The 25,191-nt window shown below is 42.8% G+C and carries 25 protein-coding genes; 6 read left to right on the top strand and 19 right to left on the bottom strand.

The window, feature by feature from the left end:
• Both BMZ22_RS17150 and BMZ22_RS13490 read left to right on the top strand, forming a co-directional pair.
• The coding region (locus BMZ22_RS17150; RefSeq protein ID WP_218144061.1) for a hypothetical protein at nt 1–257 on the top strand (257 nt) is incomplete at its 5' end.
• A gap of 64 nt (nt 258–321) precedes the next feature.
• On the top strand, nt 322–801 hold the full coding sequence (locus BMZ22_RS13490; protein WP_090086493.1) for a hypothetical protein: 480 nt from the start codon (nt 322–324) through the stop codon (nt 799–801).
• Between the two features lie 102 nt (nt 802–903).
• Here BMZ22_RS13490 and BMZ22_RS13485 read toward each other — a convergent pair whose 3' ends face one another.
• Both BMZ22_RS13485 and BMZ22_RS17450 read right to left on the bottom strand, forming a co-directional pair.
• A complete protein-coding gene (locus tag BMZ22_RS13485; RefSeq protein ID WP_090086491.1) occupies nt 904–1,143 on the bottom strand; it encodes a ferredoxin family protein in 240 nt (79 codons plus the stop codon).
• A 173-nt stretch (nt 1,144–1,316) separates the two neighbouring features.
• On the bottom strand, nt 1,317–1,508 hold the full coding sequence (locus tag BMZ22_RS17450) for a hypothetical protein (RefSeq protein ID WP_342710577.1): 192 nt from the start codon (nt 1,506–1,508) through the stop codon (nt 1,317–1,319).
• Nucleotides 1,509–1,698: 190 nt separating this feature from the next.
• On the opposite strand from BMZ22_RS17450, the gene BMZ22_RS13475 reads away from it, so the two are divergent.
• A complete protein-coding gene (locus BMZ22_RS13475; RefSeq protein WP_090086486.1) occupies nt 1,699–3,726 on the top strand; it encodes a LuxR C-terminal-related transcriptional regulator in 2,028 nt (675 codons plus the stop codon).
• A gap of 38 nt (nt 3,727–3,764) precedes the next feature.
• Here the strand turns inward: BMZ22_RS13475 and BMZ22_RS13470 are convergent, their stop codons facing one another.
• The 4 genes from BMZ22_RS13470 to BMZ22_RS13455 form a co-directional block, all read right to left on the bottom strand.
• Nucleotides 3,765–4,118 (bottom strand): DUF4870 domain-containing protein, encoded by a 354-nt coding sequence (locus BMZ22_RS13470; RefSeq protein WP_090086484.1) that lies wholly within the window; start codon nt 4,116–4,118, stop codon nt 3,765–3,767.
• Nucleotides 4,119–4,338: 220 nt separating this feature from the next.
• Nucleotides 4,339–5,814 carry a Na+/H+ antiporter NhaC family protein gene (locus BMZ22_RS13465; RefSeq protein ID WP_090086482.1) on the bottom strand — a complete coding sequence of 492 codons (1,476 nt, stop codon included), beginning with the start codon at nt 5,812–5,814 and terminating at the stop codon, nt 4,339–4,341.
• Nucleotides 5,815–6,002: 188 nt separating this feature from the next.
• Nucleotides 6,003–7,520 carry an AbgT family transporter gene (locus BMZ22_RS13460; protein WP_090086480.1) on the bottom strand — a complete coding sequence of 506 codons (1,518 nt, stop codon included), beginning with the start codon at nt 7,518–7,520 and terminating at the stop codon, nt 6,003–6,005.
• Between the two features lie 316 nt (nt 7,521–7,836).
• On the bottom strand, nt 7,837–9,996 hold the full coding sequence (locus tag BMZ22_RS13455; protein WP_090086478.1) for a DNA topoisomerase III: 2,160 nt from the start codon (nt 9,994–9,996) through the stop codon (nt 7,837–7,839).
• 131 nt (nt 9,997–10,127) lie between these two features.
• On the opposite strand from BMZ22_RS13455, the gene ytaF reads away from it, so the two are divergent.
• Entirely contained in the window at nt 10,128–10,748 is a 621-nt protein-coding gene (gene ytaF, locus BMZ22_RS13450; protein ID WP_090086476.1) for a sporulation membrane protein YtaF, read from the top strand.
• Nucleotides 10,749–10,933: 185 nt separating this feature from the next.
• On the opposite strand, the gene BMZ22_RS13445 is transcribed toward ytaF, so the two are convergent.
• Entirely contained in the window at nt 10,934–11,830 is an 897-nt protein-coding gene (locus tag BMZ22_RS13445; RefSeq protein ID WP_090086474.1) for an AEC family transporter, read from the bottom strand.
• Between the two features lie 396 nt (nt 11,831–12,226).
• Between BMZ22_RS13445 and BMZ22_RS13440 the strand changes: the two genes are divergently transcribed.
• The gene (locus BMZ22_RS13440; RefSeq protein WP_090086472.1) at nt 12,227–13,063 is read left to right on the top strand and encodes a CvfB family protein; all 837 of its coding nucleotides are present in this window, start codon (nt 12,227–12,229) and stop codon (nt 13,061–13,063) included.
• Between the two features lie 184 nt (nt 13,064–13,247).
• Here the strand turns inward: BMZ22_RS13440 and BMZ22_RS13435 are convergent, their stop codons facing one another.
• From BMZ22_RS13435 to BMZ22_RS13420, 4 genes are all read right to left on the bottom strand, one after another.
• Nucleotides 13,248–13,523 (bottom strand): hypothetical protein, encoded by a 276-nt coding sequence (locus BMZ22_RS13435; protein ID WP_090086470.1) that lies wholly within the window; start codon nt 13,521–13,523, stop codon nt 13,248–13,250.
• Nucleotides 13,524–13,668: 145 nt separating this feature from the next.
• Nucleotides 13,669–15,225, bottom strand: a complete 1,557-nt coding sequence (locus BMZ22_RS13430; protein ID WP_090086468.1) for a Na+/H+ antiporter NhaC family protein — start codon at nt 15,223–15,225, stop codon at nt 13,669–13,671.
• A 160-nt stretch (nt 15,226–15,385) separates the two neighbouring features.
• A complete protein-coding gene (locus BMZ22_RS13425; RefSeq protein WP_090086466.1) occupies nt 15,386–15,523 on the bottom strand; it encodes an anti-repressor SinI family protein in 138 nt (45 codons plus the stop codon).
• Nucleotides 15,524–15,720: 197 nt separating this feature from the next.
• Nucleotides 15,721–15,918, bottom strand: a complete 198-nt coding sequence (locus BMZ22_RS13420; RefSeq protein WP_090086464.1) for an alpha/beta-type small acid-soluble spore protein — start codon at nt 15,916–15,918, stop codon at nt 15,721–15,723.
• Nucleotides 15,919–16,090: 172 nt separating this feature from the next.
• Between BMZ22_RS13420 and BMZ22_RS13415 the strand changes: the two genes are divergently transcribed.
• A complete protein-coding gene (locus BMZ22_RS13415) occupies nt 16,091–16,873 on the top strand; it encodes an HAD family hydrolase (protein ID WP_090086462.1) in 783 nt (260 codons plus the stop codon).
• A gap of 52 nt (nt 16,874–16,925) precedes the next feature.
• On the opposite strand, the gene BMZ22_RS13410 is transcribed toward BMZ22_RS13415, so the two are convergent.
• The 8 genes from BMZ22_RS13410 to rpiA form a co-directional block, all read right to left on the bottom strand.
• A complete protein-coding gene (locus BMZ22_RS13410) occupies nt 16,926–18,053 on the bottom strand; it encodes a glycerate kinase (RefSeq protein ID WP_090086460.1) in 1,128 nt (375 codons plus the stop codon).
• Nucleotides 18,054–18,245: 192 nt separating this feature from the next.
• Nucleotides 18,246–19,232: a Gfo/Idh/MocA family protein gene (locus BMZ22_RS13405; protein ID WP_090086458.1), complete on the bottom strand. Its 987-nt coding sequence runs from the start codon at nt 19,230–19,232 to the stop codon at nt 18,246–18,248.
• Nucleotides 19,233–19,303: 71 nt separating this feature from the next.
• Nucleotides 19,304–19,636 carry a PTS lactose/cellobiose transporter subunit IIA gene (locus BMZ22_RS13400; RefSeq protein WP_090086456.1) on the bottom strand — a complete coding sequence of 111 codons (333 nt, stop codon included), beginning with the start codon at nt 19,634–19,636 and terminating at the stop codon, nt 19,304–19,306.
• A 24-nt stretch (nt 19,637–19,660) separates the two neighbouring features.
• On the bottom strand, nt 19,661–20,959 hold the full coding sequence (locus BMZ22_RS13395) for a PTS sugar transporter subunit IIC (protein ID WP_245745429.1): 1,299 nt from the start codon (nt 20,957–20,959) through the stop codon (nt 19,661–19,663).
• Nucleotides 20,960–20,976: 17 nt separating this feature from the next.
• A complete protein-coding gene (locus tag BMZ22_RS13390; protein WP_090086454.1) occupies nt 20,977–21,291 on the bottom strand; it encodes a PTS sugar transporter subunit IIB in 315 nt (104 codons plus the stop codon).
• 22 nt (nt 21,292–21,313) lie between these two features.
• Entirely contained in the window at nt 21,314–21,544 is a 231-nt protein-coding gene (locus BMZ22_RS13385; RefSeq protein WP_090086452.1) for a hypothetical protein, read from the bottom strand.
• Nucleotides 21,545–21,763: 219 nt separating this feature from the next.
• Entirely contained in the window at nt 21,764–24,412 is a 2,649-nt protein-coding gene (locus BMZ22_RS13380; RefSeq protein ID WP_090086450.1) for a sigma 54-interacting transcriptional regulator, read from the bottom strand.
• A 90-nt stretch (nt 24,413–24,502) separates the two neighbouring features.
• Nucleotides 24,503–25,180 carry a ribose-5-phosphate isomerase RpiA gene (gene rpiA / locus BMZ22_RS13375; RefSeq protein WP_090086448.1) on the bottom strand — a complete coding sequence of 226 codons (678 nt, stop codon included), beginning with the start codon at nt 25,178–25,180 and terminating at the stop codon, nt 24,503–24,505.
• Nucleotides 25,181–25,191: the final 11 nt, after the last annotated feature.

The following is a 25,191-nucleotide window of genomic DNA, read 5'->3' as shown; positions in this document are numbered from 1 at the left end:
AAAAGACCCTGCAAAGGAGCATTTTCGGCCTCCACCTCATGGATATGCCGGACGAAGGAATGTTTGGATACAATCCTGAGAGACATGGGAGGGTCAGCGACCATGAGTTCTGTGGAGATGGAAAAACGCGCGATTATAGTAAAATTTTCCATCACCTTCCTGGGAAGGTCCGGGTCGTTATCCTCCATTGCATCGGAAAATTCCGAAATGAAATGGATGCAATGAAATCGATGAGGGAGCTTCAATCAAACCCCTGAGAAAATCAAAGTAATTTGGAGTAATTGGAAGAAAATCATTTATTTATAGAGGGAGGTGAAACAAATGAGTGAACAGCGCTTAGAACACGTGGAAGATATGCTTTCCCAGCTCATTTCAATGGTAGGCGGCATGCGAACTGAACAGACTGCGATGAAAGAACAATTGAACGGGGCCGTAAAAGATCAAACTGACATGAAAACACAGTTGAACGACGTCTCTAAAGAGCAAACTGACATGAAAACGCAGCTGAACGGCGTCTCTAAAGAACAAACCGAAATGAAAACGCAGCTGAACGGCGTCTTTAAAGAACAAACTGTTATAAAAGAAGACCAAGCTTCTATGAGGGAAGAGTTAACTTCAATAAAGACAGACCAGTCCTCCATGAGAGAAGTCATGACATCTATGAAAACGGAAAGTGACAGACGTCACCGTGAAATTATGGATGAATTTAAAATTCTCCGAGCCGATCAGGACCATATCTGGAGTAAAACCGTCCAAAACGAACGTGACATCGCCCAATTAAAACATCGATTTTCAAACTAACCCCTAACCCCACAAATTTTGATAACACACAGACGATAAAACAAAACCCTCGTACCATGCTCTCTGACAACATGTACAAGGGTTTTTTATTTTTAGGAAGTGTCACCTGTTCGCAAAGAATTCTTCAGCTTCGTCCAGGTATTTTTCCTGTTCAGGTGTCATCTCATACTCTTCAACAATTGCATCAACCGGGCAGACTGAAACACATGCACCGCAATCAATGCATATATCCGGATCTATGTAAAATTGTTCCGGCCCTTCTTCAATACAATCAACCGGACAAACCGTTACACATTCGCCTGACTTTTCACCGCGGCACGGATCTAATATGACAAAAGCCACACTTTTCCCTCCTTCCAACTATACTATCATGATACACGATACCGCAACTTCCCGTAAACTTCCAGACTCGTATCACCGCTCAAAATACAAATGATAATGCCACGCACATCCCGGATTAAAATCTGCATCACAATTTGGACAGCGGTAACTGCTGCTTAAGTACGCGTTAATCGTCAGTTCATGATGGCAACTGCCGCAAAGAATCGCCCGTTGATCAAAATACTTGCGTGGCCAGACTTTTCGATCGCTACAGCCGTATGCTTCGTGACAGTCAATGCAGGAAAAATATTCACCGCAGCAGTAAAATTTAATTGCAATCCGGTCATTTTGCGCATGATAATGTTTACATCTTGTTTCAGCGTCAATTGCACCTATTACTCGCATACCTCGACCTTGCCTCCTTGTCGCTTATAAAAAACTTTATCATAAGTTATCATTAACCACTACCGTTCAGAGCGAACAATGAAAAAAAATTATATTGACATTAGGCTATAAGTACTATATTATTTATAATAGTTTAATAATTCTGTTAAAGGGGTGGGGAGGCTTATTTAAGTGAAAAAGAATAATTTTATAATCAATACACAGCACATTGAAGATGCCCTTCAAACTGATGAACAAGATCTGTTTATCGGGCGGGAATGGGAAAGAGCTTTATTCCGTCATTATTTGCATTCTGACAACCAGGATGTAAGGGTGCTCTATGTCCATGGTACCGGCGGGGTCGGGAAATCATATTTGTTAAATGAATATCAGCGGTATGCTGCAGAAAAAGGGACGTTTTTTCTCAGCATGGACTGCAGAGATTTTTCACAGACTCCTGAAGGATTTACTGAACACCTTCTTACACTTATTGAACTCCATACACCACTGAATAATGTTACCGAAAAGCCCTCTTTCCGGAAATTATTACAGACCATATCAGAATTAGCCTCGGAAAAACGAATGATTATGGCAATTGATTCCTACGAACATATGGATTCACTCGATCGTTGGTTTCGGGAAGTATTCGTAAAACACCTTCCAAACACAAGTTTTGTTATCATGGCCGGACGCCACGCTCTATCAGGTGGGTGGGTCGAGTCACCTGCCTGGCGCAGGATAACCAAAGCGGTAGAATTAAAGGATTTTTCACTGAATCAGACAAGCGCATTTCTTGAGCACTATGGTATCCACAATAAAGACCTGATCGAAACGATGTGGCGTTTTACCGAAGGGCACCCCTTAACGCTTACATTAGCCGCCATAACAGATGGTGTCATTTCAAAAGACACATTAAATGGCAAAGCGCCGAACATTTTAATCGATCTTACCCGCCGCTGGCTGAGTGAAGTAAAAGATGAGAAATTGCTTTTATTAATTGAAGCGGCTGCACTTTTTTATACGTTTAACCAATCAAACTTGTCTGCTGTTCTTAAACAGGACATTGATAATGCGACGTTTAATGAGCTGACTGCTTTATCATTTGTGAAACCCGCTAAATACGGATGGACGATGCATGATTTAATCAGGGATTCCATCCAGATCGACTTGAAGCTGCGGCACCCTGACCGCTCAGCTTTATTAAATCAGCGGAGCGCTGCGTTTTTTTATAAACGGACCATCGCAAGCCGTAAACCGGAAGATGCCGCATCTTTCTTTTATCATCTGGACAATGATTTTATAAGAAGTGTGTTCTTTCAGTCGGAGATGGATAATTCGATGTATTTTGAACCAATTGGTGAGTATAACTTTGAAGAAGTGAAACAATTTTTCGCCTTTCAGCGCAAACGTTCAATCGAAAGTGAGGTACAGTTTTATAATCGTGGCACAAATGAGTCGTTCCGCTTTCATGCTTCAGCCGAACATAACCAAAAAGAAATGGAGCTTATTGATGCCAGCTATATTAAGAAAATCAATTATACAGGTGCACGTTTTTTAAAAAACAGCGACGGAACCGCGTTGGGAATGTCAATCATCGTTCCTATTAACAAAAAAACATTGGGACTGCTGGCTAAGGAACCGGTCTCCCGATCCTATTTCAGCAGATTAAACACGCACGAGCTTGGATCTTATTCCGTGCCTGAAGATGAGGTTGGCGGTTGGTTCATTCGATATTTGGACTATATTGACCCTGTAGACACAGCAGTCCGATCATACATGCTTTATAATTTGTTTCCGCTTTTAGTTACCGGTGGCCGGATAGTTGTATCAACCCCGCTCCCCTTCTTCCAGCAGCTGCTCGAAAATTTCGGGTTTGAAATCATTCCCGAAGCAACACATTATGACTATGGCGAAAATTGTCCGGCAACAACTTACCTTCTTGATGTCCGCGGCCCGAGACTGGCAAACTATTTACAGCACTTCATGTCCGCACCTGCGGCAGAAAATGATATGAATGTGATTGCATCAACATTCAACTTAACCGAACGCGAAATCGAAATCGTTAAACTGATACTCGAAGAACAAACCAATGCGGCCATTGCGCAGCAAATGTATTTAGCAGAAATCACTGTCAAAAAACATATCACACGTATTTTCAGAAAAGTTGATGTTAAAAACAGGTCCCAGCTCGTTAACCGTCTGTTAAAAATCATTTCTTAACGGACACGGCAGGCAAACTGGAAGCCTGCCGTGTCCGTTTAATTTATCAGCTTAAAACTGCCGATCAGCGGTAATTGCTTTTTCTTACCATTGGATGCGTTTATAATCCCGATGATTAAAAGAATAAACCAGAATAACGTTCCAAAAGGCAATACGATCAGCCAGCCTATTATCGGCACAATTGATCCAATAATCCATGTGGCCATGCCTAACAGAAACAGGTTGAGGCCCTGATTGGCATGATACATGGCAAACTCAGAATCCTTAGCAGCAATCAGCGGAATAAAAAAGATAATATACGCTAAAATTGCCATTCCTTTATTATCTTTCACGTCAGCAGATTCTTCCCCTGTGATCACATTTGACGTCTCCGTCTTCGTATCGTCCCTCATACTAACCCCTCCCTTAGTTAAATAATTCGCTGTCTTAAAATGACCTTCAATCAGTTGGGAACTTTCTTATTCCCTACTAATTATAGAAACTTTTAATAATTAAATAAATTTTACCATGCTGAAACCTTATCTGTAATGTATACTTGGGTATACAATTGCGCGTCGCTGTGCAAAAAAGAATGAAGCAGTCATTTGACCACTTCATCCTCACAAAAAACAATTAATCATTCGGTTTTTCTTTTAATTCTTCGCCGTTCTTTCCTTCATATCGCAGTCCCCATCCAGTCAATGCCGCAATCAGCATGATAATAAACAGGAACCAGCCTTGGAAGACGAATGGAAACACCGCATTCGGTTCAACGATGGGTAACCAGCTATATGATTGCTCTTTCATCGTTTGGATCGTTGACCAGCCTAATAACACCGGTGCTCCCCATGGAAAAATATAACCCAATGCTGATGTTACCGCATCAAGCATATTCGCCATCCGATAGCGGTGAATGCCGTATCTCGTACCAATTTCTTTTACAAATGGCGCCGCTGCAATTTCAGCTGCCGTGTTGATGGTGATAGAACTATTCAGCAAAGCAACAATCGCCCAAATTGCTACCTCAGCTTTACGGACGGAGTTTTTAATCCATTTAACCAGGCCTTCCGTGATGGCTGCCATTGTTCCGCCCAGTCTCATCAAGTGAGCTGCCCCTACTATCAGCAGAATTAGGATCGCCATATTAAAATAGCCGGTTAAACCAGAAACCAACGCACCTTCTACAACAGCATCGGAGTCCGGGTTAAAGTTTAAAATATCCCCGAATGTTCCTAAATTCAGCAACAAAATCAACGGTATAGCAGATATAATCCCCCATGTTAATGAGGTCAGCAGATGCTGTCCAGACAGAGCAAGGATAAGGACGATCGCGAAGGGTACGAGCATAATCAGTCCGCTTGCATTGACAGAATCCATTACAGAACTGATTGAAGCTTGATCGGCCACGGAACTTCCACCACCGCCAAAGATGGCAAACAAAATAACTGCCGGTACAGCAGCAACAATTGAATATTTGAAGCGGCTTCTTACCACACCGGGCACATCGGCATCCTGTGTTGTTGCAGATACAATTGTCGTATCGGAAACCGGCGCGAGGTTGTCCCCGAATACCGCTCCGGCCAAAATCGCAGCAAACATAAACGTCGGGTCTGCCCCTACAGCTACACCTGCGGGATACATCAATGTACAGAACGCGACGGTTGTGCCATATCCGGTACCGACAGCTGTTGAAAACGTTGCTGCCAGCAAGAATGTCAGGGCAACAAACATGCCGCCTTCAACACCTGTTACCGAACCAATCCAGACCAGTCCTTCGACAAGTCCGCCAACCTGAAGTACCTGGGCGAACATGCCGGCATAAAACCATGCCACCATGGCAATAACACCCACGGGCTGCGCCAGTCCATCGAACAAACCTTGTGCATAGTCTTCCCATTTACTTTTACATAACAGCAATCCGAGTGTCAGGCCCATAATAGCACCCAGCACAAGTGCAACCTCAGACGACAGCTGCATGACACTGATGGTAATTGCCCAAACGACAAAAAACAGTAAAGGAACCGCTGCTCCAAACGGACCAAGGCGAAATTCCAGCTTTTGCACAGTCTTATCCCCGGTCGCTTTTGCTAACTCTTCATTCTCTGACAATTTTTTTCCTCCCCCATAGCACTTCAATTATGTTTTCCCCCTGCAGTTTAGCAAAGGTTCAGAAAATTATCAATGAATAAAAAGACCTCTTCATTAGAGGCCGTATACATTTGCCCGTTTGAATACTGACATTTTCACAAAAACGGTACAGTCTTATAAATCTTTACTACTGGCAGTTGCAGGGTATTTTATACATGAACAGTGATCCCCGGACCAAATGGTATGCCAAGCAACACAAAAATTAAAAATAGGCTAATCCACAGAATCAAAAATATAAGACTGTATGGCAGCATAAGCGCCAACAACGTTCCTAATCCGGCTTTATTATCGTATTCTTTCATAAAAGCCAGGACAATGACAAAATATGGGTTCATCGGCGTCACAATATTCGTGGATGAATCGGCAACACGAAAGGCTGCCTGAATAAACGCCGGATGGTAGTCCAAAAAATAAAACAATTTTAGAAACACTGGGGCCTCAAGTCCCCATTGAGCCGAACCGCTGTAGACAAACAAATTTAATAAAGCGGTTAGGAGGATAAACAACACAACGGCTGTTATGCCTGTCAAATTAACCGATTCCAGCAATGAGGCACCTGTTATCGCCAGCCATGAACCAATATTTGTCCATTCGAAATAAGCAATAAACTGGGAAACAGCAAAAATAAGCACGATAAAACTTGACATGTCTTTCATAGCTTCTCCCATATAACGAGCAACTGAGCGCGAATCTTCAATTTTATTTACCGTGATACCATATGCCATACCAACCGTTATAAAAAACAGCATAATAATTGGAACAATACCGGATATAAACGGGGATGGAATCATACCACCTTGATCATTGCGCAATAACGACTCCGGCCATGCGATAAAAAGAACCAATAACGCCACATAACCGACAGCAGCCAAAAAAGCATTTCGGAGTCCTTTCTTTTCTTTTATTGTCGTTTCTTCAAACGATTTACTTAATCCTCCTGCATATTGACCAAGCCGCGGTTCAATTATTTTCTCGGTTACCAACCCACCGGCTGCCGTCAAAACCAGTGCGGACACAACCATGAAATACCAATTATCAACCGGTGTAACAATAGGCGCACCCTCAATGGTCTGCATCACTTCGGTTGAAATCCCGGATAAAACATTGTCGGTATTCGCCACGATAAGATTGGCCGTAAAACCGGCGCCAACACCGGCGAATCCAGCTGCCAAACCTGCCAGCGGATGTCTTCCCACACTGTAAAAAGCCATCGCTGCAAGCGGCGGTACAATCACAAAAGCAGCATCTGCAGCAAGATTTCCGAGAATACCGGTAAAGACAACTGCATAAGTGATTAATCGTTTTGGAGCACGAAGAATGGTGTTTTTCATAAAGGCTTCCAACAGCCCGACTTTATCCGCTAATCCAACCCCAAGCATCATCGTAAGAACAATCCCGAGCGGTGCAAATCCGACAAAGTTTTCAATAACGGATGTAACCATGAATCTTACTCCTTCAACAGACAGCAGGTTTTTAATCGATGTCTGTTCATCACTGCCGGGCTGTGTAAAGGTCACATCAAATAATGAAATAAATCCCGATAATAGCACCACTATAACAGCAAGGGTTACAAACAACATGAAAGGATCAGGTAGTTTATTGCCAATGCGTTCAATAACATTTAAAAATTGTCTGAAACCCTTATTCTTTTCTGTCTTACTCGTCATGTATCATGTCACCTCCACTTTGGTATGTAAATCAAAAGTATGAATTATCATTTAATTACATTAACATAATCTCACTTATAAAACTATTATCCGTTTTTAATGCCTGCTCTCTTTGTTTATTATGCAGGAAACTTTCTGGGTAAAGCAGTAAACAGCCTAAGCTGTTTAAAGTCAGAGCAAAAATAAACAGTTCAGTTTCCGGTTTACTGAACTGTTTATTTACGGTTTGGATTTAGTATCCTGCTTCATGTTTAACGCGTTCGTTACCAAAATATTATTGAAGCCATTGAACTAAACAAAAAGCTTCCGCGGCAACTTATTCCTTCAACTTGGACAAGGCATCTGCCAGTGCGTTGTTCTTAAAGCCGTCATCCTGCTTTTTCAAATATTTATTGACATCTTTTTTGGATACTTTCTTGTTTTTCTCCTGTTCTTTTCGTTTATTGAACGCTGACAGTTTCTCAGAAAAGCCGCACTGACATGTGAATGTCTGACCGTCACCTTCACCGCGCAGCACCATCCGCTTGTGGCAGTTCGGACAGCGTGCGTTCGTTCGTTTAAAAATATTCTTTTTATGGCCGCACGAACGGTCCTGGCAAACAAGCATTTTGCCTTTTTTGTTATCAATTTCCATCATCAGTTTGCCGCAATCCGGGCATTTACTTCCGGTCAAATTATCATGTTTAAATTTATCATCACTCGTTTTAATCTGATAGACGACATCTTTCGTATAACCTTTAATCTCATTGATAAAGTGCTTCTTATTCAATTTGCCTTCTGCAATTTGACTTAGTTTGGTCTCCCATTCAGCAGTCAGTGCCGGGGAACGGAGCTCTTCAGGCACGAGTTCCAGCAGCTGTCGGCCTTTCGAAGTTGTGAAAATGTGTTTACCGCGTAATTCCATTGACTGGCTGTTAAACAATTTTTCAATGATATCAGCCCGGGTTGCAACCGTTCCGATTCCGCCGGTTTTACTGATGGTTTTCGCCAAATGCTTCTCTTCCTGATTCATATAACGGACAGGATTTTCCATTGCCTGCAAAAGGGCCCCTTCTGTAAACCGTTCAGGCGGTTTTGTTTCACCGGCTGTTAAATGAAGGTCCATATCGGAAAGCTGCGCACCTTTTTTCACGTCCGGCAATTGCTGCTCCCCATCTGATTCATGATCACCATATATTTCTTTCCAGCCTTGCTTCTTAATTTGTTTTCCTTTGGCAGTAAAACGCTCTCCTGCGATTTCAGCCTCAATCGTCAGCTGTTCAAACTCATGAGGATCCGACAGTACCGCCAGGAAACGTTTCACAACGAGGTCATATATCTTCCGTTCTTTGTCGTTTAAATCGGCTAAAGCAGGCGATTCCTCTGTCGGGATAATGGCATGGTGATCCGACACTTGCGTATCATTAACAACCGACTTCGGCAATTTCCATTCTTTTTTCATCAGCTTTCCCGCCGTCTTCGCATACTGATCCACATTGACAGCTTTTACACGGTCTTTCAGTGTAGGAACTATATCACTGGAAAGGACACGGGAGTCTGTACGCGGATAAGTAAGAACTTTATGCTGCTCATACAGTTTTTGCATCAGTGACAGTGTCTGTTTTCCGGAAAAACCAAATATCCGGTTGGCATCCCGCTGCAATTCGGTCAGGTCATACAATTGCGGTGCATGTTTTTTCTTGTATGACTTATTAACATCGGCAACGGTTGCTGGTTTGTTTTTCAATTGACCGATTATTTTTTCGGCTTTTTCTTTGGAAAAAATACGGCTGTTGTTGTTCGTATCCTGCCATGTCAAACGCATACCCGTGTTTGTTTTAGCTTCAATACCGTAAAATGTCTGTGGCTTGAATTCATTTATTTCTTTTTCCCTTGTCCGCACCATTGCCAATGTCGGCGTTTGTACACGACCGGTGGACAGCTGAGCATTATATTTCGTTGTAAGCGCACGTGTAGCATTCAGCCCAACATACCAGTCTGCTTCAGAACGTGCGACAGCAGCGGCGTATAGACTTTCATATTGTTTACCCGGTTTTAGATTTTTAAAGCCATCCCTGATCGCTTTATCCGTAACCGATGAAATCCAGAGCCGTTTGACAGGTTTGTTGACACGCGCTTTGTCAATAATCCAACGGGCAACGAGCTCGCCTTCACGGCCTGCATCCGTAGCGATTACAATATCACTGGCATCTTTTCGGTTAAGCTGTGTTTTGACCGCGTTGAACTGTTTGCCGGTTTTCTTAATGACAACAAGTTTTAACCGCTCCGGCAGCATCGGTAAATCATCAAGCCGCCATGTTTTCCATTTATCTTCATATACCTCCGGGTCTGCCAACGTTACAAGATGCCCTAAAGCCCACGTTACAATATAGTTGCTTCCTTCTATGAAACCGTCGCCCTTCTTGTTACAGTTCAGTACTCGAGCGATATCCCGGCCGACAGAAGGCTTTTCTGCTAATACGACTGTTTTGCCCATAAAAAAATAAATCCTCTCTCAAAAAATTTCTCTTAATACTGTAACACAAATCCGCCTGATATGTGCGCCTTTCACACCATTCTCCTATTTCCATACACTATGTTAGACAGTTACGAAAGGAAAATGATTCGATGCTTCACTATACCGGATTAATATTATTAATTTTCGGCGTCAGTATCGATGGGTTTGGTGTTGGCATGTCATATGGGGTCAGGCGTGTGCATGTTCCGCTTGCCGCAATTGGGGTTATTATGTTCTGTTCCGGGCTTGTCGTCTATCTGGCAATGACAATCGGCAATGTACTAAAGACATGGATAACACCGGGAATCGCTGACAATATTGGCGGATTTATTATACTCATTATCGGTGTGTATTGCTTATATAACGTGCTGCGCTCCAAAAAGGAAACAATACCGTCCTCCTCATACACTCAAGAGACATGGAGCCAATTCAAAACTGTCATGAAAGAACCGCAGCAGGCAGACCTCGACCAGTCCGGGAGCATCTCATTTTCAGAAGCATTTTTGCTTGGATCGGCGCTTGCTGTCGATGCGTTTGGAGCAGGACTTGGTGCAGCGATGCTTTCATATTCACCGGTTTTGACTGCGTTATCAATTGCGTTGATGAGCGGTATTTTGGTTTTTTGTGGTGTGAGAATGGGACATTTCCTTTCAACAAAAAAATGGACACAACAATTAACCTTGCTGCCTCCATTTTTGCTCATTTTATTAGGTATTTTTAACATCCTCTAATAACAATCGCAGTGTTCTGAATGACTCCTCTGCTGCCGTTTTACAGCATTGAAATAATCCAGCCTATAACAACAATAGCACCTATCACCATTAAAATCGTTCGTAACATACAATTCATCCTTTCATGAGTCACTGTTTAACCATACCTTACCCTGAAAGGTGAGTCAGGAAACATATATAGTTGGTTATGTGATGATATTAAGTAAAACGGTAACTGTAACAATGCTGACTAATGTGGTGACAAGCGTAATACTTGAAACAAGGTCAGGTTCGGAATCGAACTCAATTGCATATATTGTCGTTGTAGCGGCACTTGGCATTGCAGCAACAATCACAAGCACTGCACCAACAACAGAGTCCACCGGAACAATCCAAATAAACAGCAATGCAAGCAGCGGTGAAATGACCATTCTTGTTACTGAAGCTGACAAAATAACCTGCCAGTCAAACTTCAGTGATGTAATGGAAGCAAGCTGCATACCCAGAATTACCATCATTAACGGAATCGCCGCATCACCAAGCATGGTCAGTGTCGAATAAACGGATTCAGGCATATTGACGGACAACATTTGGAACCCTATCCCCAGTAAGGCAGCATATGTTGCAGGCATCTTAAAAATTGTTTTAAACGCCCGAAGAAAGCCGCTTGTACTGCGGGAAGCATAATAAATGCCGAACACGTTCATTAGCATTGTTTGTATGACCATTAAAAAAATAGCATAAGGCATCGCCTCTTCGCCGACACTGAACAAAATAACCGGTACACCATAATTGCCGCCATTCATAAACGCCGTTGTCAAAATCGATCCGCTTTCGACTGATTCACTCCAGCGGAAAGCTTTCGCAAATAATTTTATAACGATTATCATGACAAATAATAACAGGAAAGCATAAACAGCAATCACCGTGTATCCTTGGTTAAAGGTCGCTTCATATAAATTTGTAAACACCAGCGCAGGCAAAAATATATAAATTGAGGCTGCTGCCAGCGACTTGACATCAAGAACCCGAATCCGCTGCAAAATAAAACCAGATCCAAATACTGCCATAATTGGCAATACGACCTGAAAGAATATAGCCATATAAAAACATCTCCGTTAAAACAATCAATCGCCTATAACTGCTTAAACAATCTTATATCAGTCTATCATTCACTTGATGAAGATGCCAGCCAGTTGACAACCGGTAAGTTATGTAGTAAAGTTATGGAATTGGAAGTAAAATAAGACTTCATTTCTGGCATTCTGCTAGTTCGTTTTTGAAGATGCTTAATCACACTGGCGCGGCTTCGGGGCCGCAAGGACGTCAGAGCAGGTAGGGCTGACGTTGCTTAAGTTTAGAAAACACCCAGTGGAACATAGACCGCGGTAAAGAAATATATAAAATGAAAGCTTATGTGTTACTTTAGAAAACAAAGGGGTACTCTTCATAATAAGGGTACCCCTTTTCCAATACATAACAGGAAAGAAGGCATGAAAATGAAACTAGGAGCAATTCAGACGATGAAAATCATCCGTGAGACAAAATCGGGATATATGTTACAAAATGATGTGTTTTTGCCTAAAGAAGCGGCTGATGCCGATTTTTCTGAAGGGCAAAAAGCTGAGGTTTTTCTTTACAATAATCGCAAAGGCAATGTTTTCGCCACAACCAACCTTCCCGCCGTCCAAGTGGATGTGTATGACTGGGTTGAGGTTGTTGAGGCCGTCTCCGGGCTCGGTGTCTTTGTTGATATCGGGATCGAAACAGAGGTCCTCGTATCGCAAGAAGATCTCCCGCCTATAGAAAGTGTTTGGCCGGCTAAAGGGGATATGCTGCTTGTCAATCTGGACACGGATAAAAAAGGGCGCTTGATTGCGGTGCCTGCTGGTGAACATTTAATTAGAAAACATTGGCAGATTGCACCGAGCGACCTCCTTCATCAATCCATCGGCGGTCGTGTTTACCACACCAGCAAAGAGGGTTCCGCGCTTATTTCAGAAGATGGCTATCGCGGATTTATCCACCATACAGAACGCAAACACGAACCTCGTCTCGGTGAATGGGTGGAAGGACGCGTCATTGACGTGAAGGATGATGGCACGCTGAATGTTTCACTAAGACCGCTTAAACAAGACAGCATGCACGAGGACGCGAAAACGATTCTTAAATACCTTGAAGTAAACGACGGCGTTATGCATTTTAGCGATAAAAGCGATCCCGAGGATATACGCGGAACTTTCAACATAAGTAAAGCTGCCTTTAAGCGCGCCCTCGGCAAGCTAATGAAAGACGGTCACGTCAAACAGGAGGATGGCAAAACATTTCGGATGTAACAATTGTCGTTTAAAACCACAGACTTTCACCGCAAGCTAACCGATTTTGTCTTCCGAACCAAAAATCTTCAATATAAAAGACGAACTATAAGTACGGTCAGCTGAGTATCCCGCTTTCCTTCCTGATAATAGTTCGTCTTTTCATTTACTTTAATTTTTTTGTCCCAGCCTCTTTTTTTCTCGTTTAGGGATGTCTGTACGATTCAACGATTGATGTGACAATTAATGCCAGTGCCGCAGCAAAGAGGCTGGCACCGCCCCATCCACCTAATCCAAGTCCCATCATTTCAATATCAGCAGCCGCCGAAATGGTAACCAAAATGCCGCCGACAACCGCTATTGCAGCTGCAGGTATGTAAATACCATAGCCGCCGGGAGGAGTTGCCACGGTGATTATAATATTAATAATCATAACAATAACGAGTAATGAAATGCCCATTACCAAAGCTAAGTTAAACATGAAATCACCTCAATATATCTTAATGAACTATATATTAGTTTATCTATTCGGAAAGACAAAGTCAATTTAATGCTAATTAAAAGGAAGATTTCAGAAAAAACTGCTGGAAAAGCCAGCAGTTTTTTAATTGAAACGAACCTTTTCTTTATGTTGCATTTCTTTCATACGGTTCTGGAATTCTTTTCCCCCACACTTTATTTAAGATAAAGACAAGGATGATTAATGTTATCACACCAACGATAAGCCCCAATATACTTGAATTCATCATGCCGGCTGTCAAAAATGCTAAAATGCCGCTTATGCCAGCCGTGACCGCATAGGGGATCTGGGTATTAACGTGATCAATATGGTCACTCGATGACCCCGCTGAAGACAGGATGGTGGTATCCGAAATCGGCGAGCAATGATCCCCGAATATACCGCCGCTGAAGACTGCTGCAATAGCCAAGTACATCGATATATCCATCGAAGCGGCCAGCGGCATGGCGATAGGAATCATTATCGCAAATGTTCCATAAGATGTGCCTGTCGTAAAAGCAACAATCGCACCGATAAAGAAAATCAGTACCGGTATGATTGCAGGTGACGTTGTTTGCTCAGCAAAGTTTACGATGTACTCAGCTGTTCCCAGTTCAGTTGTGACACTGCCAATTGACCAGGCAAGCGCCAAAATAATGTAAACAAGTACCATGCTTCTAAAACCACTCACGATGAGCGACATCGATTCTTTGAACGTGTAGAGCTTTTGCTGCATACCCATTAAAAGCGCTACAATCCCTGCTACAAAAGCAGCAATCAAAATCGATGTTGCACCGTCAGCTTCACCAAATGCTGTCACAAATCCATTTTCCGGGTAGCCGCCGGTCCATAGAAACAACGGCGGAATCATTCCGATAAGTACCACAAGCGGCACAATCATATTCCGGATTTTAGGTGTGTAGCCTTCAGCCATCTCGACATCCAGCATTTCATCATCAGATGGCGGAGCGGCATCCTCACGCATTAAATTACCTGTCGTTCTGGCACGGTATTCCGCTTTCGCCATTGGCCCGAAATCCCAATTAGTGAATACGATAATAGCTACAAGCACAAGTGCCAAAATGGCATAGAAATTAAAAGGGATTGTGAAAATATATGTCATGTATTCTGACTCAGATATTCCCAGTTCGGTGTACTGAGCTCCGATCAGCCCCATAACAAATACAACCCAAGTGGAAACAGGTCCCAGCAGGCTGATAGGTGCGGAGGTCGAGTCAACCACATAAGCCAGTTTTTCCCGGGAAACGCGCATCTTGTCTGTCACCGAACGCATGACACTCCCAACTGTCAAGGCATTAAAATAATCATCAAAAAAAACAATTAAGCCGAATAACATTGTTGAGCCGAGTGTGCCTCTAACTGTTTTGGCTTTTTCAGAAATGGCGTTTGCAATCGCGTGTGCCCCGCCCGTCTTTTGCAGAAAAGCGATCAGAACACCGAACAGTCCACAATAGATTAATACTGTTGCACTCCATGGGTCTCCAACACTTGGAATAATAAAATCACTGAAGCTTGCATAAAGACCCATAAATGGATTCCAGTCATACATCATTGTTGCTCCAAGCCACACTCCCGCAAATAATGCAGGTATAACATTTCGAGTAATAAGTGCCAGTACAATTGCGATGACCGGAGGCAACAAAGAAAATATTCCAAACTCCATTTTTAATTCCCCCTTCCTGAATAATGGACATACCCATTAAGAATATATGCTCTATCTTCTCATATTATTTACATTTATAGAAGATAAAATTAGTTACAAAACAAAAAAAGCCTATTCAATTGTTCTCAATAGACTCTAATTCATTCTTTATTTAGAACATTTATACGAAAAAAAACTTTTTTGGATTGTCTGTTACCAAGAACGCGCGTATTTCCTCAACAGTCAGCCCGGCAGCTTTTGCCTCTTTTATGAGAACAATCCATTCTTCATCCAGTTCAATTAAAAAATGATTTTGCATACCGTAATCCCCTCCAAAATATATTATTCGCTGCCCGAAATCATTTTTCTGAATAAACGTAAGACTATAGTTATTAAAATACCACACGAAATAAAAAATGTAATGTATACGCAGGTATATAATCGCTCATCAACAAGAAACAAACCGCCCTGCTTTAGCACAGAACGGTCTGTTTCTAGGACAATGTCACAATACACTTAATGCTTTCTATTGGACATGTCTGATTCGGCGATTTTGATCATTCGCTTGACCATTTCGCCTCCCACAGAGCCATTTTCACGTGCAGTTGTATCTGCTCCGGGCTGGATACCAAATTCCTGAGCAATTTCCTGCTTCATGTTTTCCATCGCATCTTCTGCTCCAGTCACAAGCAAATCATTTTTGTTCGCTGCCACACCTGATCACTCCTTGTGGGGATTGAACAGATGAAAAACCATCCGTTCGTGCTTAGTTTTCGCAAACCCTCACCAATTACCCTTGTTAATATTTACTTAACTAAAACAATTAGCCTGCCATCATCGCATATGCTAAAATGCTTTATAGACCATAAACCATAAGGAGATCGACATGACATACAAACTTTTATTTCTGGATATTGACGGTACTATTTTAAAACCTGATCACACATACTCTGACGCTACAAAACAGGCGATTGCTTCTGTAAAGAAACACGGTATTGACGTTTTTCTGGCAACCGGCCGCCCACTGCATGAAATTAGCGGTTTGGCAAAAGACTTGGATATCCATTCTTTTATTGCTTATAACGGCGCGTTTGCGATACATCAGGATAAAACAATTGTCAATGAACCCATTCCTGAAAGCAACATGGAACGCTTTTTAAATATTGCATATGAAAATAACAATGATCTGGTTATGTATACGCATCGCAAAAACTATTTTACCGATCTTACCAAACCATATATCAATAAATTTATTGATATTTTTAATTTAACCCAGAATGACGTGTTCACACCTGAAATAACCGACAAGATCCTTAGTGCGACCGTTATCGATGCAACACCAGACCAAGCCTCGTTATATGAAATCGAATCTAACTTGCGTCTTTCACCCGTTCATGTTGCGGGAGCGGAACACACGTATGATATTTTGCGCACAAATGTCAATAAAGGCTATTCTGTCGAACAAATATGCCACCTGCTTGGGGTACCGCGTGAAAAGACAATCGCCTTTGGTGATGGGATGAACGATAAAGAAATGCTTGAAGCTGTCGGAGAAGGTTTTGCTATGGGGAACTCGCCTGAGGACCTTTTTAATTATGCAAAACATAAAACAGCAACCGTTGCTGAAGACGGGATTGCCTACGGGCTTAAACAGCTTGGTCTTTTGTAGTTGAGAAGGTCCGTTAATTCGGCCCTTCTCGACCACCGTAATTAGATTAAAATCACCTTTGAAATTGATGCAATAATTGAATGACTTGGGCAGTCTGCTCATACAGCAATTTTTCAGCTTGACCCATACACTCCTGAAGTGACATTGGTTTATTAACAATCGAAAAGCAGCCGGAGAACTTTTCACGGAGGACGCTAACATCACCATCCAGGCTGCCTGAAATTAAAACAGCGGTCGTGTGATGCTTTTGAGCCAAATCTGCAATATAGCCAGGTGCTTTACCATAAAGCGTTTGCTCATCACTCTGGCCTTCCCCTGTTAACACCACATCAGCACCTTGGACCGCTTTTTCCAGTTTCATGGCATCCGCGATCAGCTCAGCACCTGAAATAAGCCTCCCGCCAATGGCCAGCAACGCAAAACCAAGACCACCTGCAGCGCCTGAACCGGGGACCGTCTGCAACTGCTCACCAAGAACGCTTTCTACATTATTTGCGTATTGTTTTAACGCCGTATCGTATTGACTCAGCTCACTTGTTTTCAACCCTTTTTGCGGGCCATAAACATATGTCGCTCCGCTGTCTCCGAGCAGTGGATTGTCGACATCACATGCCACTTCTATATCTGCATCAGCCAGTCTTGAATCGATCGCATCAAAGCTGACTTGGCTTATATGTTTAACATCTTTACCAAAATACCCGGCATCGTCACCATTCGCATTCACCGACTTCATCCCCAGTGCTTTAAGCATGCCAGACCCGCCATCATTCGTTGCACTGCCCCCAAGTGCAATCACAAATCGCCTGCACCCCCGGTCCAGTGCATCCTTAATGACTTCACCGATTCCAAAGGTTGTTGTGAAAGCTGGATGCCGTTTGTTTTCAGGCACCTGAATCAGACCTGCAATTTCGGCGCACTCAATGATGGCTTTATCGGAATGAATTATTCCATATGAAGCATGGATCGTTTCCCCAAGCGCTCCTGTACACGCCACAGTAATTCTTTGTCCTCCCGTTGCGACAAGCATTGATGCCAGTGTCCCTTCACCACCGTCCGCCATCGGTTTTAATGTAACATGATTATGCCGGTCAACCGATTGAACAGCCCGTTTCATAACCTCTGAAGCTTGAATACTCGTCAGACTCCCTTTAAAGGAATCAGGTGCGATGACGATATGCATGATAATCCTCTTTTCCAACAGTTGTTAGCTATAATATAATTCAGTTTGTATTCTATTTCAATTTTTCAGCAATTTTCCATACTTACCGAAATCAGAAGGAAGCATTTTCACGACGTCGCAATTACATCCAGTTAGAGGCGTAACAATATTCTATTAGAAGACAGCTATAGAAAAAAGCCCCTCTCGAGACCCTCATTCTTTCTCACTATCAAATATAATTCCATTTTCTTTTCGTACTTTTTCAGTAACCTCTAGCACATCGTAACTGATCTGTTTCAACCATTCATATGCATCTATATCGCCAGATTCAATGATACGGGCAAATTCTTCTGCTTCATAAACCATGTTGTTTGGATGATCATCTGCCTCGAGCCTAATTTCCTCTTCAGTCCCGTTGATAACAACGCTTGGCGTATACATATTTCCCGGGTTCTCAAAGAATAGCGTTCCTTTTTCACCGTGAATCTCGCAATGGTTTGACGATTGGGCTATTTTTGAGCATAATATTGTGCCGGTGAACTCTGGATACTTCAAAATCAAAGTACCACTGCCATCAACACCGCTCTCGAGCTTCACAGGAAAATAAGCTGCCGTATCAGGTTTACCGAATAGACCGACTGAAAGTGATAAGGGATAAACACCAAGGTCTACCAGAGCGCCTCCTGAAAATTTCGTTGTAAAAATATTCGGCTCCTCCCCCGCCAAATATTTATCATATCGCGATGAATACTGCACAAACGGCAAAACCATACTGCGGACTTGACCGATTTGTTTCAGCCCTTCCTGTAAGCTTTTAAAATTAGGTGAGTGAAGATTCCGCATCGCTTCAAACAGAAAAACATTATTCTTTGAAGCCGTTACATGCGCCTTTTCCCATTCCTTTAAGTTGGAAAATATTGGCTTTTCACATATGACATGCTTCTTATGTTCCAGAAAGGTTAAGACATGATCGAAATGCAATGTGTTTGGTGAGGCAATATAGACAGCATCCAACTCCTCAGCTGCTGCCATTTCTTTTATGTTAGTGAATACAAAATCTGCGTTATGTTTTTCTGCGAACGTTTCAGCCTTGTCCGTTTGTCTTGAATATACGGCTGCAAGGGTCAAGCCTTTTGTTTCCCGTGCGGCGTCTATAAAAGCTTCCGTTATCCAGCCTGTCCCAACAGTTCCAAATTTCATTTTCAAGTCCCCCAAGTTAATAAAAAGGGGTGGAAATTGTCTTCCCCCCTCACACCCTCGAACTGATTCGTCTATTGTTCCAGTTTCTCAATCCGTTTTTCAAGCTTTTCCGTCTGTCTCAATTGTTCGATCATCCGCTTAATCAGCTGTAATTCAGCCTGTGCAGTCATGACATGATCTTGAGCATGAATCATGAAAAAGCTTGGTACGGCTTGTTCGTCCTGACTTTGAATGAGCTCGGTCTGATACTTATGACCTTTCAGAAACTCGTCGTTTGCTTCTTCCAGTAATTTTTCAGCTTCATCAAATTTATATTCTTCAGCTTCATCAAGTGCTTCATATGCTGCACCGCGGGCATTACCGCCGTGCAGAATCAACTGTGTCATTGTCTCTTCATAGTTCATACTTACCACTCCTCTAAACTCGGTTTACGCTTCTACGCTTGCCTGTTCTTCTTTAACCAGTTGTTTATCATACTGTCTGAAGAACGGCCAATAGATGAGTGCCGCTATAACAGCGTTCATAATTTGTACCAATCCGGCGACAACTGAACCACCTGTCGCTATAAAACCACCAAAGAAAATCGGCACGGTAAATGGCGGCTGTACGATAACCGGCGGCATAACACCCGTAGCAAACAAGATATAGTTAATCGTAACAATAACGACCGGGCCCAGCACAAATGGAATAATCAGAAGCGGGTTCAATACAATTGGCACCCCGAAAATCAACGGCTCATTAATATTGAAAAGTGATGGGATAATGGCTGTTTTCCCAACCTGCTTCAACTGCACTGAAGCAGCAAACAGCAGGAATATCGCAAGACCAAGCGTTGCACCGGAACCCCCAATATGTGTAAACATATGGAAAAATGGCTCAGTGACGATACCATTTGCTTCGCCTGGATTTCCGGCACTGATGGCATCAGCGTTTTCAGCCATCTGCGTCATCCAGAATGGGTACGCAACAGAAGATACAACGTTCATACCATGAATACCAATTGACCAAAGCACCAACATCAAGAGAATCATCCCGAGCGCAGCCCAATAAGAGTTTGACGCACTTACCAGCGGGCTGAATAAGTCAAGAACTGCCTGAGGGATCGTAACACCAAGGTTTGACCAGACAATCCATTGCAACGCCCATACAGCAGGCAGTATCAGCAAGAATGGAACGAGCGCACGGAAGGTTCGCATGACATACGGCGGCACTCCCGCGGGCATTTCAAAAGCAACGCCCTTATTAATCAGAAAACGCATCGCTTCGGTTGTTAAAATACCTAAAATGATGGCCACAAATAACCCCTGACCGCCGAGGTAATTCAGAATATCACCGAACGGGACCTGTGTAATATCTGTCACCGGAAATGCTGTCATAAGAAACGCAAGCATTGATAATATACCAGCCATAGCCGCATCCATGTCGTGCCGGGTAGCCAGGCTGTACCCGACACCAAATGCCACCGTTAAAGCCATAATGCCAAACGTTAAATTAAAAGGAAACAAAATTTGTCCCTGAATCGGTTCAATCGCATTTTCCCACGCATTGATAATACCCCAATCAAGTGACGTTGGCGGGTTGGCAATAATCAGAAAGATCGCACCCGTAATAATGACCGGCAACGCAAAAATGACAAATGCATCACGAATTGACTGCAGGTATTTATTTTGAGCAATTTTGCCCAATGGCTCCATTAATTTATCTTCCATCCATTCAACCATGTTCATGACAATTTATCCCCCCATTATTTCTTTAATTTCAGAATTTGATCCAGAACTTTTTCACCATCCATTAAAGCGAAAGCACGCTGATCGACTAGTTCCATTGGAATATCATGTTCGTCCGCCACCTTTGATACTTCCTTTTTAAGATGCCGGACTTGCGGTTCGAGAAGCGCAACATCATATTGACTTGCTTTCTCTTTAAATTCGCCTGTACCGCCGGCGAAAGCTTCAACGTCAAGACCTCGTTTTTCCGCTGCTTCCTGTACTTTCTTCGCCAGTTGACTTGATGTCGCACCCCAGCTGCATAGAATAATAACTTTTGTTTGATCTGCCATAATAAATCGCTCCTTTTAAAATTTATTTTTTAGTTAGAATCTCCTTAGCCATCTGATCGACTTTTTTATAGTGGCCCATCAGCCAATAGGAAAACCATGATGCAGCAAAAATAACAATCGAAAATGCAATACCATACCCTAGGATGAGACTAGCTGACGGTTTGCCGGTTAAGACTGAAAAAAGACCATAGCTAATCCAGATCAGTGCAAAGACCGTTGCGTACGTGATAAAAAATCGTTTCAATTTGTTCATCCTATCCCTCCAATCTATTTATGCAGTTTCCGAGTTAAGGAAACTTCCATGCACCAAATTGCAGTGGATCTGCATCTACCTTTGTTATGCAAAAAACATGCCAATGACTCCAAAAAAAGAGAATGAACGCGTTCAGCACACACTTGTCAAGGGATAACGCATCTCCGGCAAATCAGAAAATGCAACAGAAAAAATGTGTGCAAAGTATTTTGCACACATTCACCTGGAAAGTTTCACTACCTCGCGTTTTATATCATCCGCAAGCTCAATATGAAACGTTTTATTAAGTTGTTCAAATAGCGGATTCCAGATTTCAAATTCTCTTTCTGAAAGAATTGTCGTATTATCCAAAGGCACCGACGACAGGAATTCGTCACTTTGGTCTTTTAATGTTGCAGCCAGAATTCGGTCAATCATACTGCCGATATGCATCCACATGCCAAGTTCGCGGTTGCTGTCCCAACCGTAGTGACCGCGGATAGGCGGCATATATTTTTTTAGCAGATCTGCCATCGTCTTGGGATTAAAATACGTTATGATTTCTTGAAGGCCCCGGATAATCAGTTCATATATCTCATCACCGGAAACGTAGTCATCAAGCTGGGGAACAGCCGACTTCCTTGTAATCTCCAGCAGTTTTTGCATTCGGGAGATACCTTCATTCTGAAGAAGCTCCCAAGCGGGTATATACGGTATCCCTTCAATGGTTACCGGAACAGTACCGATAATGGCAATAACCTCATAGTAATCTGCCAACTCCGTTAAGACTGACGTATCCTTTGTGACAGGATCTATTCTTACTGAACGGATTAATACATCCTGATCGACCGTTGAAAGCTGATCTTCCAGCCACGATTCCAACAGCTGAGCTGCGCCTTCCCCGGTAAAACACACTGTCGCGATCAGACGTTTCTTCTGGATACTGTTTTCTTGCTGATCTTTTTCAGTAAACTTCATTAGCGCAGCTTTTGCCTCATCATACATACCGCCCAGGGTCTGATCAGAAATCAGCGACTGTCTGCCGGCCGCCATAACCATTGGCAAATTGACACTTGATAACGTTTTGACCGGGACATTTAATTCATGCTGGATTGTATCCCCCATTGTTATTAACGATCCTATATCAACCAGCAGCAGAGCCCCTCGGATTCCCATCAGATTGTTTATCGTCTCTTTCACACGATCATAGGTTTCTTCTGCTGATATATCCATCGGCATATCAATTGCAATGATGACATTATTACCAAGTAAATAGTTGGTCACTTCTGCCATGGAGGAAGCAGTCGATTTTCCATGTGTCACAAGTATAACCGCCAATTCCTGCTCAATGGTTAAATCTGATGCCTTATGCTGCTCCGGTGCAAGAAAATGCGCCATCAGTTCAATTTCTTCATGCGGCAAAATCATTCCCAACTCTGCCTGAAGTTGTGAGGCCAGCTGATGTGCAGCCTGACGATATGCTGCGTTCGGATGAACCATGGCTGGTATAGGATCTTTTTTCACATTTTGCTGCAGATGGTTACGATAATTTTGTAAATGCAAGCCAATTATATATAGCTGGCTCTTATGAATTTCATGCGGCACGATTGCATTTAAGTGATCTTGTGTGTTCTGAAGTACCTGAAACAAATCATGATCAATAAGATCCCGCCAGCTGGAAAAAGAAGGGTGCTGATACTCTTTCATTAAGTCCCGTATATAATTTATAACAACTTTTTGCAGGTCATCGTTATCACTGTTTTGATTATGCTTATTTTCGGAATCTAGCCGTTCATAAATATTCGGAAACAAGTGAGCAGATGGTCCGGAGGCACGGTTTGTTTTAATTTTGAAAGCGGTTATGTTTTGCTCATTATTGGCTGTTTTTATAGGATCGTTGCCCGGAAAATCCTCAAGTTTAACGAGCACTTTGTTATTTTCATCGTTCAAAAACCGTAAATACGCGTGAGCACAGGCAATTTGAATATCACTTTTCAGCTGGCCGATGTTTCCGGGACATTCGTAGGTAACGAAAGCTTGGCGGCACGTTTCTTCAATCGAAAGCTCGGTTTTCATTTTCGCTGCTTCTTCGCTCAAAAAATAATCAATGAGTGCCTCGCGTTCCGCCGTCGTCCGTTCCCTTAGCGGGGGTACATCGAGTTTTACAGAAAATCGCCTCAGAAGTGTCGAGAGCAAATAAGATTCAGAATCCTCAGTAGTGGCCCCAATCAGAGCCACTTCCGCCCGGCGTTCTTTCGTTGCTTCGCCAAGCCTGTGATAGACACCTTTATCCATCAAATAAAACAGCATCTCCTGACCCGATGGAGGGAGTCGGTGAATTTCATCCAAGAACAAAATGCCACCGTTTGCCTGTTCCACCAGACCGATTTTATCCTCATCCGCTCCGGTGAATGCGCCTTCTTTAATACCGAAGATTTGACCGACAAGCAGTTCCGGATTTTGCGCATAATCGGCACAATTAAAAGCAATAAACGGCGCATCTTTATTATCCTTTGTGTTCTCAATTGCCATATCGGACAGTTTTTCAGCCAAATATGACTTTCCCGTACCTGTTTCACCCGTTAAGAGAATCGGAAGCGGTCTGACCGGATACAAAAAGGCGGCCAAACCGGTTTCCAGGAGTGGCTGAAGACTTTCGCCGGACCCGATAATATGACTTTCTGCGCGATCCTCATATGCAGACTGTGTTACCGCATACCTCACAGGTTTCCCCGGTTTTTTAATCACACGCCTGGCTTTTACAAGATCGTTTAAATAACGGCTGGCTGTTGAACGATTAATTTGCATGATATCGCCTATTTCCGCAGCAGTTGCACCGTTTGCGCCCATTTTCTGCAATTGTTTATAAATATCCATAATTCGACTCATCGGTACGTGTTACCTCATTCTTTGACAAATTAAATTCTACATCTATTGTATCAGGAATAAGGCAATCATTCATGCTGCGTCCATCATAACTTACCGTTTTAATGATTTTGCTTTATCAGCATATCCGGCAATGACCTCATCAGCCATATTGATGAACAGGCCGGTTTCGACAACACCTGTCAGCAGCTTTAATTGTTTATGAAGCTTTTCCGCGTCAGTTATAATGCCAAAGTCACAATCAACAATATAATTGCCGTTATCAGAGACAAAAGCTTCACCGTCTCTCTTTCGCAAGACCGTCCTGCCGCCGAGGTGGGCAATTCGCTCTGCCGTTACTTCCCATCCAAATGGCAAAATTTCCACCGGCAGATGAAAATCGCCTAAACGTGAAACGAGTTTCGATTCATCTGCAATGACCACAAATTTTTCGGCTGCATCTGCAATGACTTTTTCCCTGACAAGTGCACCGCCGCCGCCTTTAATTAGATTCCACGCTTCATCAACTTCATCAGCCCCATCGATCGCAACATCAATGTGCTGAGTCTCATGGAAGTTCGTCAGAGGTACGCCAAATTCCGCTGCCCAAGTTTCAGTTTGCCTTGAGGAGGCAATCCCTTTAACGTTAAGCCCTTCTTTTATATGTTCTCCCAGCTTTCGCATCATCCAATAAACGGTCGACCCTGAGCCAAGCCCTATTGTCATACCATTTTCAACGTGTGTGAGTGATGCTTCGCCTGCTAATTTTTTGGCATTATCCTGTTTTGTCATACTGAATCGAC

It is taken from the genome of Lentibacillus persicus, from assembly GCF_900112705.1.
In the GTDB taxonomy this organism is placed as follows: Bacteria; Bacillota; Bacilli; order Bacillales; family Amphibacillaceae; genus Lentibacillus; species Lentibacillus persicus.
Note: the sequence above shows the minus strand (reverse complement) of the source record. Positions and strands in the feature narration are given on the sequence as shown.